The sequence below is a fragment of the Pirellulales bacterium genome, from assembly GCA_019694435.1.
In the GTDB taxonomy this organism is placed as follows: domain Bacteria; phylum Planctomycetota; class Planctomycetia; order Pirellulales; family JAEUIK01; genus JAIBBZ01.
On record JAIBBZ010000003.1, the window covers coordinates 23,819 to 40,170 of the forward strand.

Below are 16,352 nucleotides of genomic sequence, written 5' to 3' on the forward strand. Positions count from 1 at the left end.
CCACGATGCCACACAGGGGGCACGCGCCGCACGCCTGCGCGCGTCGTGCTGCTGGCATCGGCGATGCCGTCGCCGTGAGGCGCGGCATTGTAGTGGTCCGGCGTCACGACGGTCGACGGCAGTCCGGCGACGTCCCACATGGCACCCCTCCCCGACCGGTTGGAACACAAGTCTGCGCGCAGCCGAGTGCTGGCATCGCGCGGCCACGACCTCGACGCAAGGTCCTTGAAGGGGGACGTCATGAAACTCCGCTATCTGTTGTTGTGCGCGATCGCAGTCCTCGCGGGCTGCAAACTGCCCGGGGCGAACAATTTGCCCCCGGCGCAGATGCTCATGGAACCCGGCCCCGGTGTAGGCGGCCCCGGACCCGGCGTGCTCTGCCCGCCCGGGTTGTTCGGCGGCGCTGGCCCCGGCGGGGCCTTCATGGGCCAGAGCTCGCAGCTCGCATTCGTCGGCCCCGATGGCATGATGGTCAATTGGGATGTCTCGAACGCGGGTATGTTTGACTCCGAGCCGCTGGTCTGCCCGGGGCGCTATAACTTCCCACAAGGGGCCATCTACCGGCTCAAGCTGACAAGCATTCCCGGCCGGCCGGGCGCCGAGCTGTATCCGACGATCGAAATCGCGCCGGCGCTGCCGCGCACCGAGGCGTACTTGGCGCATAACGCCATCCCGGTGCAATTCACCGAGGAAGATTTCGACCAGGTGACCAGCGGTAACTTCGTCACGAAAGTCATCTACCTGCCGGATGCAGAATTCCAGGAACTGGCCCTGGCCGGCGTCGAGACGCTGGTCAGTACGCGGCTCGACCCGGGCCTTGACCCGATTGTCGAAGCCGATCGCCGCGGGGCGATCCTGGCGATCATCCGCCTCGGCAACAAGGATCTCCAGGTGCCGACTGCCGAAGGTATTGCCGGCGGCGACGGGATGGTCATGCCGGCCGGCTACTACGGCGGCTGCGGCGCCGAAGGCTGTGGCCCCGGTGGCTGTGTGGCCTGCGGAGGCGCCGGAGGGTTCGGTGGCGCCGGAGCGGTCGGTGGGATGCCACCGAATTTCGTCTCGGGCGTCACTTCGCCCGAATACGGCATGACCATGAGCGGTACGCCGATCGGCTTGCCGGGCCCGCCGCATGTGCCGTTGGGCATCCCGGCCGGCTTGCAGAAGCACGTGATCGCCAATCACACCAAGGTCCATATCCCGGGTCCGACCAAGAAGCTCCGCATGGACGTGTGTGAGTCGCCGGGCTTCAGCTATCCGAAGCCGCCAAGCCACGTGAGCATCCTGGAACACACGGCGGCCCCGCCGATGTTCTTCCGCCAGGGACTGGGAGACAAGTTCCAGTTCATCAGGGGCCAGCAGTTCTCCGGCTCCAATCCGGCGGCCTGCGTCGAAGACAACTGCGTCCAGTAAACCACGAAGCGCAGTCGAGTGTTCTCCATGTCAACGGTCCCACAGCCTCGCCAAGCGGCGCTCAACGTTCCGCTTGTCCTGTCGAGTCTCGCCAGTGTGTTGCTGAGCTGCGTGGTGGTTGCCACCGCTCAGCAACCCCCTGTGCACTACCAATTCAACGGTAGTGAACCCCCGGGAGCGATTGGAAGCTGGCAGCTCCAGCGAGGTGGGCCGTTGCCTGGATACTTTCAGCCGGTCGAGATCAGGGCCCCGCAGGGGGCCTCGATCTCGCTGGCGGTCGCCGGCACCTTCGAACACGAACAACCCGCTCCGGTACTGGTCGGGCTGCTCGTGGGCCAGGTGTATCGATTCCGCGTGACCAATATCCCCTTGGCCGAGGGCCGGGAATTGTTTCCCACGCTCGAAATCATCGACCGACTCTATCCGCCTTGCGGACAGGAAGCCCGCTTCCCGATTCCCATCGAGCTGACGGCCGACGAACTCCGCCTGGCGCTCGATGGCCATCTGGTGACCCGAGTGATCTATATCGAAGATCCCAAGATGGCGCTCCCCCAGGCGCTCAAACGCGACGAGCAACCTTGGTTCGATGCCGGTCCCGGCACGAACCCGCTGCTGGTGGCCGATACGCTGGGCCGACCGATGGCAATTTTGCGTATTGGCGGCCGGCTGCCGGCCGACGGCGCTTCGCCCGAGCCGAGCTTCTTAGGACAGTGCCCGCCGGTGTTGAAATTCCGGCGCCCCGTCGAGCCCACGCTGCCGCCGCAGGAAATCCAATACGAAGCCCAGCGTCCGCAGCGACTGCTGCAGCCGGCTACGTTCAACGATCGCGCGGGATCCGAATGATGGCAGACCATGTCCCCGCCAACTTGGACCCGTTCTGGGCCTGTCCGCGCTGGTGGCGCTGGACTCTGCTGGCGCTGTCAACCTTGATCCTCTGCTCGTGCAGCGCTCCGCGCGCTCAAGTGACCGGCGGCCCCCACTTGCCCGAACCGTATGTCGGTCCGGCCCCTGGCCAGGGCGAGACGCCCGTGGAACCTGGCGCATTGGACGACGCGCCGGACGCCGTCGAGTTGGCTGCGCTTCAGGAACCACTCGATCGCTCGTCGCCCGCGATCGATGTCAACGCGCCGGTTCCGATCGATCCTGCGGCGCCCGGGCAAGCGCTGCCCGGTCCGCCTGGAGTTGTTTGTCCCGCGCCGGGTTGCGGACCGAACTGCGGACCGCCCGGGTGCCCCTGCGGCGATTGCGGCGAGAGCCCGCGCCCCTTGTCGGCCTGCGGCTGCCAGTGGCGGCCACCGGGCTTCGGCTGCCCGTGGCCCGAGGACGAATATCTCTGCGACGGCGGCGACGAAAACATACCGGTTACGATCGGCGCCGATTGGTCGGTCGAAGGCCTCGACGCCGAAGACACCGTGGCTCATTTCGACACGCTTGACGGCGACCGGGTCGTCGAGCCGAGCAACAAGGTGTGCATCTACGCGCCGCGGTTTGCCGCCGTGCGCACGGTGACCAACCTGAACGCCAACGAACACATCGCCGGGCCGGTCGGCGTCGAGCAACCCGAACAACTCGGCCGTCAGGACGAGGTGCAGATCGCCACCACGCGGCTGCAAACTCAGACGCCGCTGCCCCAGAACGGTCTGGGCCGAGCCACGGCCTATGTGACCGACGTGCAAGACGGCATCGTCGCGCAGACGCTCAAGGCGAAAGCGCTGCAAGACGCTCTGCTGCCCTACGAGGATTTCCTGATCGTCCGTCAGGGGCTTTACAGCCAGGCCGAAGAAGCCCGACTGGCCGAGGCGCACGACGCGGCCATCACCTGGTCGCACGATCAGGCGGTCCAAGTCATTCTCGACGAACAGAAGGCCGTCGCAGAAACCCAAGTCGAGCAGGCCGAGACCGTCTATACAGTCGACACTCCGACCGGGGGACGACTGCGGCTGATCAAGGTTGCTTCGACCGATACGGCGCTGCCGGGCGACATCATCGATTTCACGATCCGCTTCGACAACGTTGGTCCCGCGCCGATCGGCAACGTGACCATTATCGATCACCTGACCACGCGGCTCGAGTACATGGCCGGCAGCGCGCAGTCGAGCGTCGAGGCCGAGTTCCTGTCCGAGTACAACCGGTCGCAGTCGCTCACGCTGCGGTGGGAGATTATTCAGCCGCTCGAGCCGGGTCAGGGTGGCCTCGTCCGGTTCAAATGCCGCGTCCGCTAGCGGAACTCTGCGCGGTCGATTCTGCCGACGCTTGCTGGCATGCGGCCGGTCGCTCTTGACGGTCGCCGTGACTGCGAATTAGTCTCGCCGGCCCCCCTGCCCTGCCCGCCGGAACCGCGGCCGCATCGATCATGGTCCCCTGCGAAACCTTTCAGTGCCCCGGCGAGCCGGCCACCGTGACCCGCGCAATCCACCTGGCGCGGTTGTCCAACTCGCACGCTGCCTGCCGCGGGTGCGTACATCGCCAAGACACGCTGGGCCTGAATGCGGCTCAGCTCCGGCGCCTGGAGCAGCACCGGTCAGAGCAAGGTACGGGCGGCCCCTGGCAACCCGAGGCCTTCGCCGACGAGTTGGGAAACCGCCTGAATGCGGCCGTCGTGCGCAATGTCGCCATGGCCTTGGCGATCGGTTCGACGGCGTCGTTATTGTCTGCCGCGACGGCGCAGGTGGTCTTTGCCTGGGACGGTCGCCCCCAAGCCGCCGAGCTACAGCGGGCAGCCGTCGAAGGGCTGCAATTGGCCGGTAGCCGGGTCTTGCACCTGGGCACCGCCACGGCAGCGCTGCTAGCGCGCGTGCTGAGAGACACGCACTCGCAGGGTGGCGTGCTGCTTGCCAATCAACTCGGACGCCCGCACACGGCGAGCCTTTCGTTCTGGGGACCAGATGCCCGACCGCTGTCGCGACCGGGTGGCCTCGCTGAGCTCGAGCAACGGGCGCGGTGTCCGGCAGGGCGCGCTGCCCGTCGAGCGTCACCGGTTCAATATGAAGACGCGGCGCCCGCCTACCTCGATCGGATGCGTCCCGCGTTGCATGCGCTGCGCCCGCTACACATCGTCTGGGGCGTTCGCGATCGCGTGATGCGTGCCTGGCTCGAAGGCCTGATGCGCAACACCGCCTGCGAACGCATCGAACTGGCCGACCAACAGTTCTCGCGCAGCGGGTTGGCGCGTGTCGTGCGCGAGCAGCAGGCCCACCTCGGTGTGTTGTTCGACGGGCTGGGGGAAGGCCTGACCGTCGTCGACGAATTGGGAAACCTGGTCGAGCCGCGACGGCTGGCGACCCTTGTTGCCGGCCAGCCGGCGCGCGAATTCCCATCGCCCGGCGGCCGAGAGTCGGCCTGGGGTGCCAGCCAGGGCGAGGCAGCCCCGCTGGCCGATCAGCAGGGGCGCGTGTGGATCGCGGGGATCGCCGACGGCCTCGAGGTTTTCGTGCGTCTATTGGCCGTCTTGAGCCGCGGCGACACGCCGCTGTCGCGCGTCGCCAACGGCTGATGGCCAGCCGACGGACGGCCCTTTCCCACGGTCTGCGCCCGGTCTACCATGGTGGGTCTTATCCGTCTCGAGGCGGAGCGTCCCCGTCGTCAGTTCCTCGCCGCACGAGCATTGCATGCGTCACCGTTGGGCCGCCGAGCGTACCCGTCATTTCGACAGCTCCGGGATTCGCAAGGTCTTCGACCTGGCCGCGCAGATGCGGGACCCGATCAACCTCTCGATCGGGCAGCCGGATTTCGACGTGCCAGACGAGGTGCAAGACGCGGCAATCGAGGCCATTCGCAGCCGCAAGAACGGCTATGCCCTGACACAAGGCATGCCCGTGCTGCGCGAACGGCTGCAAGCGCTCGTGGATCGTGAATACGGCCATGCGAACCGCCGCGTGTTCGTCACCAGCGGCACCAGCGGCGGCCTGGTCCTGGCGATGCTGGCCCTGGTCAACCCGGGTGATGAAGTCATCGTGTTCGATCCGTATTTCGTCATGTATCCCTCGCTGGTGTCGCTCGTCGGCGCGCAATGCGTGCTGGTCGACACCTATCCCGACTTCCAGATCAACCTCGAGCGCGTCCGCGCGGCGATCACCCCGCGCACCAAGCTGATCCTTTGCAACAGCCCGGCCAACCCGACGGGCGTGGTCGCGGCCGAGGCTCAACTGCGCGGCCTGGCCGAGCTGGCCGCCGAGCGCGATGTGGCCCTGGTGAGCGATGAGATTTACCGCTCGTTCTGTCATGATCCGTTCGTGTCGCCGGCGCGGTTCAACGACCAGACCATCGTCATCGACGGCTTCAGCAAGACGTATGCCATGACCGGCTGGCGCGTGGGCTTCGTGCATGGGCCCGCCGAAGTGATCGAAGAGATGGTCAAGCTACAGCAGTTTTCGTTCGTCTGCGCGCCCCAGCCTTTCCAGTGGGCCGCCGCGCGTGCGCTGGATATCGACATGACGCAGCACACGGCCGACTATCGCCGCAAGCGGGACCTGATCGTCGAAGGCCTGAGCGACGATTTTCAACTGGTCACGCCCGGCGGGGCATTCTATGCCTTTCCGCAGGCGCCCTGGGGCACCGGCACTTCGTTCGTCGCCGAGGCGATCCGCAACGAGTTGTTGATCATCCCCGGCTCGGTCTTCAGCCGCCGCGACACGCATTTCCGAATTTCCTACGCCGTCGCTGATCAACAGTTGCAGCGCGGCATCGACGTCTTGCGGCGGCTCGCGCGTCAAGGCGGCTAGCCTCGTTCCGGTAGAGGATCGGTAAGCCTCTGCCACGCAATCATTACCCCGTTACGGTCTATGCAAACCTCCAACGCTGCCGGTACTGCCAACGCCGCTAAGCTGCTGCTCCTTGGTTACTTAACCCTATTCCTCGAGTTGGCGCTCATTCGATTCTTGCCCAGCAGCGTCTGGAACCTGGGGTTCTTTCCGAATTTCGTCTTGATCTCGGTGTTTGTGGGCTTGGGCGTCGGCTTCGTGTTTCATCACCTGTTCACGGCCGAGCGTTCGGCCCAGGCGTTCATCGGCGCGGCATGTTTGCTCTGCGTGCTGGTATTTCTCGTCACGCAGTTTCGCCCGCGCGTCCCCGGCATCGGGCGTTCGGGCGGTCAGATTGGCCAGGAACTGTTCTTCAGCGCGACGAACGACGATTCGAGTGCGGCGACGTTGTACGTGTTTCCGATGCTGTTTCCCCTGATCGCGTTGATCTTCGCCATGATTGCGCAGCGCACGGCCAAGGTGTTCAGCGAGTTTCGGCCCCTGACGGCCTACACGCTCGACATCGGCGGCTCGTGCCTGGGGATCGTGAGCTTCATGGCGATCAGCCAGTTTCAATTACCGGCCTACATCTGGTTCGCGGCACTGGCGCCGATGTTCGCACTGTCGGCGCCGCGCCTGCTAAGTGGCACGAATATCCTCGCCGTCGCAGCGCTGGTGGGGTGCTCCTTCCTGTCCTGGCAACAAGACCAACGTCTGCTCTATGCCGAGGGCGAAGAGCACCCGCCACGACCACTGGCCATGGCCTGGTCGCCCTATCAAAAGGTGGAAACAGCCGTCGTCAACGAAGGACAGATGGGCAAGATCCCGTATCTGTTCGTCAATGGGATCGTGCATCAGAAGATGCAAACCCGGCAACTATTGCTGCACGAGTTCTACCATCAGCCGTACGAGCGACGTCGACAGCTTGGTTTACCGCCGTACAAGCGAGTCCTGATTCTCGGAGCCGGCACCGGCAACGACGTTGCCGCCGCCTTGTTGAACGGCGCCGAACAGATCGACGCGGTGGAAATCGATCCCGTCATTGCCCGCATGGGGCGCAATTTCCACCCGTTACGCCCATATGCCAGCAAGCGCGTGCGGCTGGTGATTGATGATGGCCGCGCTTTCCTCACCCGTGCCCAGGGTCCCTACGACTTGATCGTTTTCGCCGTCACCGATTCGTTGGTGAAGATCAGTCCCACGGCGCAGTTGCGCCTCGAAAATTATCTCTTTACCCTGGAGTCGATCACACGGGCCTACGGTCTGTTGTCGCCCGAGGGAGATCTAGTGTTCTACAACTGGTACCGCCAGGAATGGCTGGTAGACAAGATCAAGTCGATGATCCATACCGCGACGGGCCACTACCCCACGGCGCAGTTTCGCATCGACAACTTCTCGGGGCTCATCACCCCGAAGAATCCGCCTGACGACGACATGCCGCTCGACAAGGCCCAAGTCGCGGCACCAGCCGAGCCGGAAATAGCGGCGCTGGCCCAATGGAGCGAACATCCTGACACGCCGCCGAGCGAGACGGACCTGCCGCCCGCGACCGACGACTGGCCCTTTCTATATCTGCGCAGCCGCGCGATTGCGCCCGTATATCTCGGCGCCATCGCGGGCCTCTTGGTCGTCGTCACCGGTTTGCTGGTCTTATTGCACAGATTCGAACGCCGGCAGCAATCGGCGCCGATCGGCCCTGCCGGCGTCTGGCTGCGCTTGGCGTTCATGCTGATGGGCAGCGCCTTTTTACTGCTGGAAACCAAAGGCGTCATCCAATTCAGCCTGTTGTTCGGGACGACGTGGCTGAACAACTCGCTGGTGTTCTTGGCTGTGCTTGTCTCGGTGCTTGCCGCAAATTGGACCGCAATGATTTTGCGCAGCCGCGCGTGGCTGCCGCTGCTGTTTGTGCTGCTGCTGGCGTCGTGCTTGCTGACGCTCGTTTGGCCTCTGGCCGGGCTGCTGCAAATCGAGGATTGGACCTCGCGGTTCGCCTTGGCAAGCCTGATGACCTATTCGCCCATCTTCTTCGCCAACCTGGTGTTCAGCCTCGCGTTTCGCGATCAACCTGCAGCCGAACAACTGTTTGGCTGGAACCTGCTGGGGGCAACCTTCGGAGGCGCGCTCGAGTACCTGAGCATGATTCTCGGGTGCAACGCCCTAGCCGTGATGGTGGCGGTGCTCTACCTGGGCGTGTTCTGGGCCTTGTGGCGCGCAGGCGGCCCTGCTCCGCAGACCACCTGAACGGGCGCAGCGCTGCTGTTTACAGCGGTGCCGTTCAGGGCGAAGCCGGCATGGGCAGCCGCGCTTCCCACTGGGCGCGCAGGCCAGGCTGTTTTTCTTCGGCCAATTGCAGTTCGCGTTCGGCCTCTTCCACCCGACCCAGCAGCAGCAGTTGGCCCGCGATATCGACGTGCAGTTCGGCGAGTTTTGGATTGAGTTCGACCGCCTTGTAGAACCAATGGAGCGCCGCCTCGGGTCCCTGGGCCGGCCCGGCGATCCGGCCCAGGTAGTACGCGGCGCTCGATTTGATGACCCGATCCTCTTCCGTGACGGCGGGGGTCATCATCACCCGCCCCAATTCGCTCAGCGCCGCTTCCTTCTTACCCTGGTTGAATAGGGCCGTCGCGCGGTACAGCGCCGCCCTTGGGCCGGGAGCTCGAAACATCAGGTGCGGCACTAGCACCGCCACCGGCAGGATCACCGCCAGGACGTACCACGGCCCCGCAGGGGTAGGCGGCGGAGCCTCGTCGAGTTCGCCGGCAGGCTGAAACAAGAGCGTCATCCACACGCCACCGATCAACAAGCCGAGCAGCACCAGCGAGGTGCCCAGCGAACAGCCGATGAGCGTGCCTCCGTTCACCGCATGGCCGCCGAGCATGATCACCGGAAACCAGAAATCGCCCACCGGGTAGGCCAGGCGCGGATCGATGTGCGGTTCGATCGCCACTGCCAGGCCGTTGATGAATACCGAAGGCACGGCCAGCCCCAGCAGGATTGGCCAGCCGATGGGATGCGAATCGGGCAGGAATGCAGCGCCGCTTAGCAGCACAACAAACGGCACCGCGGGCAGCAGGTGGCGCGGGCCGCAGGCGAAGCCGCCGTCGGGCATGTAGTACGACGCATTGAACAGCACGAACGCAATCGCAATGGCCAGCGACACGACCCACGGCGCGCGACGCTTGGCCCGGCGCCAGACCGCATCGCAACCCGGCACCGCCAACAGGAGAAACGGCGACAGGGCAAACAAGCCGCGCGACAGCGACAACGTGATCAATCGCACGGCCGACCAGCGCGGCCAGGTGACGCCGCCGACGCCCTGCTCCATCCCGGTCTGGAACACTTGATTGACCTCGAACGAGTAGCCGCTGGTTAGCGGTCCGCCGAAGTTGACCGTGTTGTAGCCGGCCAGGGCCAAGGCTGCCGGTACGCCGCCGACGAGATACCACGCCAAGGGTCCGATCCGCCGCAGGCGCCAGAGCGCGTATCCACCCAGCAGCGCGCCGCCGAGTACGACCGGGTATTCCGTCAGCACGCCGCAGCCGATGCACAATCCCGCCAGGGCCATGCGACCTGCGCCAGGCAGGAAGTCGACCGGCCGTTCTGGCGCGACGATCAGCACGAAGGCCGCCATCAGAAACATCGCCGCCAGTTCATGGCCATAGACCAGGCTGCCATAGGGCCAGGCGCACGTGCCGACGACGGCCAGACAGGCCAGCAGCGCCGCAGGCCAGCGAACTACTCCCAGGCCGCGCAGCGCTAGCCAGACGAGCCACGAGACGACGGCCGCCGGCACGCTCGATACCCAGAGCCGGGTGACGTACCGCGCCAACTGCTCGTCGAGCGGCTGCATGAAAAAATCGGCCGCCTGCCTGGCCAGCCAATAGACGGGCACTCCCCAGAACGACGCGCCCGGCGCCTTGTCGCAGTAGTAATGTCCATTGACCAGCGCCTTGTCGATCGTGCGTTCGTGGTATCGATCGATGGCGAAGGTGTGGTCGTCGACCATCGCCCGGACCAGGGCCATCCGCGTCTCGCTGTTGGCATACTCCGCGGGATGAAAAAACCACGCGGTCGCCAACAACGACGTCAGGAACACGCAGACGCCGATCTGCGTGTCCAAGGCCGCCGGCTGCGGAGAGTCCGCGCCGGCCGTCGAAGAATCTGGGGCTGCATCCGACACGGAAGCACTTTGCTGGCACTGCGTACGAGGGGTGAAACAAGCGCCGGGTGCGAGTATATCATCCGGCCAGCGACGGCGCCGTGCGGCGGGCGCGAATCGCCGCCGCCAACAAGAACGAGCCCGCAGACGGCCCAATGCCGTCCGGGGCTCGGTTCTTGAATGCGCGGACTGGACCCCCGCTCCGGCGAACCGGTACGGGCTTGAACGTCACGCGCGTGAATTCTCAGGCGCTCTTGTTCTTGGGAACGGGCATGGGCCGCACGAGCCCTTTGCCGCGCACGACCTCTTCGGAGATCACATAGCGGTTGCCGCGTCCTCGCTCGGGCAGCTCGAACGTCAATTCCAGCATCACCTCTTCAATGATCGACCTCAAGCCGCGGGCACCTGTGTCTTTTTCCATCGCCATGTCCGCGATTGCCCGCAAGGCACCTTCGCTGAATTCGAGATCGGCGTCTTCCAGCTCGAACAACTTCTGATACTGCTTGACCAGCGCGTTGCGCGGCTCGGTGAGGACCTTGATCAGCGCGTCGGCATCGAGCGGCTGCAACGGGCACACGACCGGCAAGCGACCGACCAACTCGGGAATCATCCCGAACTCGAGAATGTCATCGCTGGTGACCTTGGGCAGCAGCGAGGCCAAATCGTCCTCGGGGGCATAGTTGCCGCCTGCCGATTCCTGGCCGAAACCGATCGTCTTGCGACCCAGCCGCTTGGCGATGATCTCCTCGAGGCCGACGAACGTGCCGCCGCAGATGAACAGGATGTTGCTCGTGTCCATCTGGATGTACTGCTGCTCGGGATGTTTGCGGCCGCCTTGCGGGGGCACGTTGGCAACGGTGCCTTCGAGCATTTTCAACAAGGCCTGCTGCACCCCTTCGCCCGAGACGTCGCGCGTGATCGAGACGTTGTGGCTCGTCTTGCCGATCTTGTCGATCTCGTCGATATACAGCACGCCGCGCTGGGCCGCCTCGAGATCGAAGTCCGCCGCGTGCAGCAGCTTGAGCAGCAGGTTCTCGACGTCTTCGCCGACGTAGCCGGCCTCGGTCAGCGTCGTGGCGTCGCCGATGGCGAATGGCACGTTGAGCACCTTGGCCAAGGTCCGGGCCAAGAGCGTCTTCCCGCTGCCGGTCGGCCCGACCAACAGGATGTTCGACTTTTCGATTTCGACGTCGGACGATTCCTGGCTGAGCATCAGCCGGCGATAGTGCGTATAGACGGCCACGGCCAGGACCTGCTTGGCCCGTTGCTGGCCGATCACGTACTCGTCGAGGTGCGTCACGATTTCGCGCGGCGACGGCACACGGCTGAACAGTTGCTTGCCGGTACCGCGACGGCGCCGTTCCTGGTCGAGAATCGACTGGCACAGCTCGATACACTCGCCGCAGATATAAACCTCGCCGGGGCCCTCAACGAGTGGACCCACGTCGCGATAGCTCTTGCGACAAAACGAACAGAAGGCGTTCTTCTTCGTGGTACCGCCGCTGCGGCGGCCCAGATTCATGTCCCTTCCGGAGGGCATGCCAACTCCTTTCCCCCCTCGCTCTTCGCGGCCGCCTCCGGCAGTGAAGAATTCGGGTGTGCTTCACGGTGTCGCTCGAAGGACGCGCCGCAAGTTTCGCTTGCGATCGGTCCCGGGGGGCTTCCTTGTCCGCTGCCGCGTTCGAGCCGTCGACAGGTCCTGCATTCATTGGACCGTGTACGGTGGCCAGCGTTGCCGTTCCTCCCGGCAACGCTGCGGAAAAATCTGTCTCGTTCGCCGCTGCCGTTCGCCCTTAGCGCTGCGTGGGGGCCGGGGGGCCGCTGCTGCGCACCGCGGGGGTATCGGGCTTGGGCTTGCTGTGCATGCGTGCCGCCAGCATGCTCTTTATTGTTCGGTATTCCTCGTCGCTTAGCTCACCTTTCGCGTGGAGTTCGCGGAAATCGGCCAGCGTCTCGGCGGTATTCGGACCCGAAGAGTATCCCGCCTGCCTGATTCGTCCTACGACATACCAACCCGCGGCAAGCAACATCGACAGAATCGTGATCCAAAGGACCAACTGAGCCGCCGGTGTCGACAAAAACTCTGCCATCGCGCGGCCCGGACTGCACGGCCAACTCCGCCCCGATTCGCTGACCCGTTCATTTTTTCTATTATGGCGCTGCTGCCAGCCTGCGTCCAGAAACTCGTGCGCACCGGCGCCGAGTTTTCGGCCGCGTCGGCCACCTGACCGCACGGCAACATGCATCCACTCGAATTTCTGTCGAACAACTGCCAGCTTCGACTTGACATCGCGCCCCAATCTGCCGGATGCACGCGTTAGCGAAGAATTGCCGGGCCGGAAGCAGGCCGACCACCGTTGGGCCACCGTCTGGATGAGCCCCGCCGCCACGAGAGCCGCGGCCGGCGGATCGCCCTTCTCTACGCAAGTGCGATCCGCTTGGTGCGCTGCGCGGACTGAAGAAAAATTCGCTTTCGCCGAGCGCCTCGCCAGCGGCCATTTGACAGCGTCGCGCCACCTGCCTAGCCTTGGGCCACTTTGGCTCCCGGCACCCCGCGCTCTCCGATGGCCAGCCACGACGACCTCCAACGCGTGCTCGACGGCGGAATCGTGGCCATCATCCGCGCGCAGCAGAGCGAGCAGCTCGTTCAAGTGGCCGAAGCCCTGGCCGCCGGAGGCATCGACGCCATCGAGATTACCTTCACGGTGCCCCGCGCCGTGCAGGTGCTCGAGCAAGTGGCCGACCGCCTGGGCGACCGCATTCTGCTGGGCGCCGGCACGCTGCTCGACTCAGAAACGGCCCGGGCAGCGATCCTGGCCGGGGCACAGTTCCTGGTTACGCCCACGGTTCAGCTCGACGTCATTCGTACGGCCAGGCGTTACGGCAAGTTGATGATGGCCGGTGCGCTGACTCCCACCGAGATACTCACTGCGTGGGAGGCGGGGGCCGAGATCGTCAAAGTCTTTCCCTCGGAGATCACGGGGCCAGGTTATCTGAAGGCCGTGCGTGGCCCCCTGCCCCAGGTCCGGCTGTTGCCGACCGGCGGTGTAAACCTGGAAACGGCGGCCGACTTTCTCCGCGCGGGGGCCTGCGCTTTGGGCATCGGCAGCTCCTTGGTAGAACCAGCCGCCGTGGCTGCCGGCAATCTGGCGCGCATCGAATCGCTCGCCCGCGAGTACGTCAACATCGTGCGCACGACCCGGGCCGCGCTGCGTTGACCTGCGGCACAGGCCCAACGATCATTGGGCATCAACGTGTCACGGATCGCAGGTCGCCGCGCCATGCCCATCCAGTTCACCTGTCCGCATTGCGGCGTGACGACCGAGGTGGCCGACCAATTTGCCGGACTGCGCGGTCCCTGCGCCTCGTGTCTGAACACGATCGAAATCCCACAACTGTCTGCAGAGCTCGCTGCCGAGCCGGCGGAGCCCGTGGCCCCCGAACGGTCGAGCCGCCTGGGAACCTGGTATTTGTTGGCGATCGTCGGGGCGATTGCCGCGCTGATCGTGGGCAGCGCCGTGCTCGTCGGCCAGTTCGTGCCCAGTTGGTTCCAACGGCAGTTGACCCAGCAGGAAGTCGCCTGCCGTGATCGGCTCGAGCAGATCGGCCAAGCGCTGCGGGCCTATCACGCCGAGTACGACCAGTTCCCGCCCGCCGTCGTCTTCGCGCCGGACGGGCGGCCGATGCACAGTTGGCGGGTGCTGATCCTGCCCTACCTCGAAGAACAAGCTTTGTACAAGCAATACCACCTCGATGAGCCCTGGGATGGGCCGCGGAACAAGCTGCTCACCGCCAAGATGCCCGTGGCTTACGGCTGTCCGAGTGACCCGGCGAGCTATCGGGGCCAAACGAGTTACGTGGCGGTCGTGGGGGCCGACACGGCCTGGCCGCAGGACGGCGTCATGCGTTTGCGCAACCGCCCCGCCGCGATCGGCGGCAAGCTGCTGGTGGTCGAAGTCGAAAGCTCGGGCATCTTTTGGCTGCAGCCGGCCGACTTCCGGCGCGAGTTGCTCAGTAAGCGGATCAATGATCCGCAGGGCGCCGGCATTCGCAGCTTGCACCTTGACGGTGCGAATGCCGTGCTGGTCGATGGCAGCATCAAGCACCTGCCGACGACGTTGAGCGAACAGGAACTGGCCGAACTGCTGTCGGTGCCACCACCCCCAGAAACCAATTCCCAGCCAGCGCCCGCTGCCCCTTGACGCAGCTTTCAAGTCTGCGTCGTGTCGTAACCGATACGATCGTTACAGCTTTCCGCGTAGGAATACTTTGCGCGGGGCGTCGACGCTCGGACGATCAGGGTGGGTGCATGCGGCGAAACTATGTCTTAGCGGCGGCCGGAGTGCTCGTGACTGCCGCCGGAGCTTGGGCCCAATTTCCTGCGCCCAACGCCTCGCAGCAGACCGCCGCGCAAGCGGCTGCAACGCACGCTGCGCCCACGATCGAGGCACCGCTACCGGCCCAATACACCCGGCTGGTGATGTTCGCGATTCCTTTCGAGCCGCCGCCTGCAAGTGCCCGGGCGCTGGAGGTCCAGCTTTGGCAATCGTCGGACCAGGGCACCAACTGGTCGCTGTGCAGCAAGGCCTCGCCCCGGGACGGCAAGTTCAATTTCCGCGCACCGCACGACGGCGAATTCTGGTTCCTCGTACGAACGCTCGACGATCAAGGCAATCTGACCCCGCAATCGATCGGTAAGCCCGAGATGCGGGTCGTCGTCGATACGGCGCCTCCCAAGCTCGAATTGACCGTCCGTCAAGGTCCAGCCGGCGAATTGCTCGGCGCGTGGCAAATCACCGATCCGCTGCTGCATCCGCAGGGATTGAAGTTGAGTTGGACCAGCGGCGATGGCCCCTGGCAACCGCTGGCCACAACGCCGTTGACCATCACCCAACCCGGGGCGCCGGCCGTGGGCGAGGCCACGTGGTGGGTCGATTCCCTGGGTAATGAGATTCGCATTCGCGCCGAGGTGACCGACCTGGCCGGCAACGTGCTCGTCAGCGAACAGCCGGTGCAGGTTCTCGGCTCGGCTGCTGCCAACAGTGGAACGGCATTGAACCAAGCGCCCCCAGCCGCCACACCAGCGAACCCGCAACTGGCGGCAAGCCCTGCTCCGTCGGCGATTCGGGTGTCGCCTCCGCCGCTGCCGCCGACGCAGCGCTGGGCGGCCGACGAGATCAACACCTCGGGGCTAGCGGCCAACCTTCCCGCCGGCACTCTGCAGCCTTCGGCCCTGGGCGATTTGCCTACTCCGGCGCCCGTGTCAGGCACAGACGGCACACTGGTCGTCGCGCCCAACGTCCCGCAAATCACGTCGAGCCCCATCGCACCCAGCGTCGCCAGCAGTTACCAGCCGACCGGCGATGAGCCCTGCACGCTCGAGCAGTTGCCTGCCGGGGTCGTGCCGCAGTTCGTCAACACGTTGACCTTCGATCTGCACTGCGATCTTGAATCGGCAGTTGTCGCCGGCATTCGCGGGATCGAGCTGTGGGGGACGCGCGACGGCGGCCGAAGCTGGATCAGCTTCGGACAGTCGTCCAATTATCGTGGGCCGCTGGTGATGACCGTGCACGGCGAAGGCGTCTACGGCTTTCGCATCGTCGTACACACGGCCGACGGACCTCTCGGCGCGGTCCCGACGCCCGGCACCGAGCCCGATCATTGGGTCGTCGTCGACACGACGAGCCCGACCGTGCAGATCACGAATATCACGTGCGGCCCGGGTGCGCAGACCGAGGCGGTCACAGTCGAATGGACCGCCGCCGATGCGCGGCTCGACGTCCAGCCGATCAGCATCGACTACGCCCCCAGCGTCGGCGGGCCGTGGACTGCGCTGGCGACCAAATTGACCAATACCGGCGCCTACACCTGGCGGTCCAGGGGGCGATTGCCGGAACGCGTGTTCTTGCGCGTCGCCGCCCGCGATCAGGCCGGCAATGTCGCCTTTGCCCAAACGCCGCAGAACGTAGCCGCGCCGCGGGCACAAACGCCCGGACGCATCGTCGAAGTGCGCCCGCACAAATGAGTCGCTAGGTCGCCGTCGC

The 16,352-nt window shown here is 65.2% G+C and carries 12 protein-coding genes; 9 read left to right on the forward strand and 3 right to left on the reverse strand.

The window, feature by feature from the left end:
* Positions 1-240: 240 nt before the first annotated feature.
* The 6 genes from K1X74_04050 (at position 241) to K1X74_04075 (ending at position 8,390) form a co-directional block, all read left to right on the forward strand.
* Positions 241-1,410, forward strand: a complete 1,170-nt coding sequence (locus tag K1X74_04050) for a hypothetical protein (GenBank protein MBX7165502.1) — start codon at positions 241-243, stop codon at positions 1,408-1,410.
* A 213-nt stretch (positions 1,411-1,623) separates the two neighbouring features.
* Positions 1,624-2,253, forward strand: coding sequence for a hypothetical protein (locus K1X74_04055; protein MBX7165503.1), 630 nt, complete (start codon positions 1,624-1,626; stop codon positions 2,251-2,253).
* Positions 2,253-3,632 carry a DUF11 domain-containing protein gene (locus tag K1X74_04060; protein ID MBX7165504.1) on the forward strand — a complete coding sequence of 460 codons (1,380 nt, stop codon included), beginning with the start codon at positions 2,253-2,255 and terminating at the stop codon, positions 3,630-3,632. Before K1X74_04055 ends, K1X74_04060 begins: the two co-directional genes overlap by 1 nt.
* A gap of 176 nt (positions 3,633-3,808) precedes the next feature.
* Positions 3,809-4,903: a hypothetical protein gene (locus K1X74_04065; protein ID MBX7165505.1), complete on the forward strand. Its 1,095-nt coding sequence runs from the start codon at positions 3,809-3,811 to the stop codon at positions 4,901-4,903.
* 115 nt (positions 4,904-5,018) lie between these two features.
* Positions 5,019-6,131 carry an aminotransferase class I/II-fold pyridoxal phosphate-dependent enzyme gene (locus K1X74_04070; GenBank protein MBX7165506.1) on the forward strand — a complete coding sequence of 371 codons (1,113 nt, stop codon included), beginning with the start codon at positions 5,019-5,021 and terminating at the stop codon, positions 6,129-6,131.
* 60 nt (positions 6,132-6,191) lie between these two features.
* The gene (locus K1X74_04075; GenBank protein ID MBX7165507.1) at positions 6,192-8,390 is read left to right on the forward strand and encodes a hypothetical protein; all 2,199 of its coding nucleotides are present in this window, start codon (positions 6,192-6,194) and stop codon (positions 8,388-8,390) included.
* Between the two features lie 34 nt (positions 8,391-8,424).
* Here K1X74_04075 and K1X74_04080 read toward each other — a convergent pair whose 3' ends face one another.
* From K1X74_04080 to K1X74_04090, 3 genes are all read right to left on the reverse strand, one after another.
* Entirely contained in the window at positions 8,425-10,269 is a 1,845-nt protein-coding gene (locus K1X74_04080) for a tetratricopeptide repeat protein (GenBank protein MBX7165508.1), read from the reverse strand.
* Between the two features lie 283 nt (positions 10,270-10,552).
* Positions 10,553-11,848 carry an ATP-dependent Clp protease ATP-binding subunit ClpX gene (gene clpX, locus K1X74_04085; protein MBX7165509.1) on the reverse strand — a complete coding sequence of 432 codons (1,296 nt, stop codon included), beginning with the start codon at positions 11,846-11,848 and terminating at the stop codon, positions 10,553-10,555.
* 253 nt (positions 11,849-12,101) lie between these two features.
* Positions 12,102-12,554, reverse strand: coding sequence for a hypothetical protein (locus K1X74_04090; protein ID MBX7165510.1), 453 nt, complete (start codon positions 12,552-12,554; stop codon positions 12,102-12,104).
* 318 nt (positions 12,555-12,872) lie between these two features.
* Between K1X74_04090 and eda the strand changes: the two genes are divergently transcribed.
* The 3 genes from eda to K1X74_04105 all read left to right on the forward strand — a co-directional run bounded on the left by eda (position 12,873) and on the right by K1X74_04105 (position 16,333).
* Positions 12,873-13,526, forward strand: coding sequence for a bifunctional 4-hydroxy-2-oxoglutarate aldolase/2-dehydro-3-deoxy-phosphogluconate aldolase (gene eda, locus K1X74_04095; GenBank protein MBX7165511.1), 654 nt, complete (start codon positions 12,873-12,875; stop codon positions 13,524-13,526).
* Positions 13,527-13,589: 63 nt separating this feature from the next.
* Entirely contained in the window at positions 13,590-14,510 is a 921-nt protein-coding gene (locus tag K1X74_04100) for a DUF1559 domain-containing protein (protein MBX7165512.1), read from the forward strand.
* 107 nt (positions 14,511-14,617) lie between these two features.
* On the forward strand, positions 14,618-16,333 hold the full coding sequence (locus K1X74_04105; protein MBX7165513.1) for a hypothetical protein: 1,716 nt from the start codon (positions 14,618-14,620) through the stop codon (positions 16,331-16,333).
* The last annotated feature ends 19 nt before the right edge of the window (positions 16,334-16,352 follow it).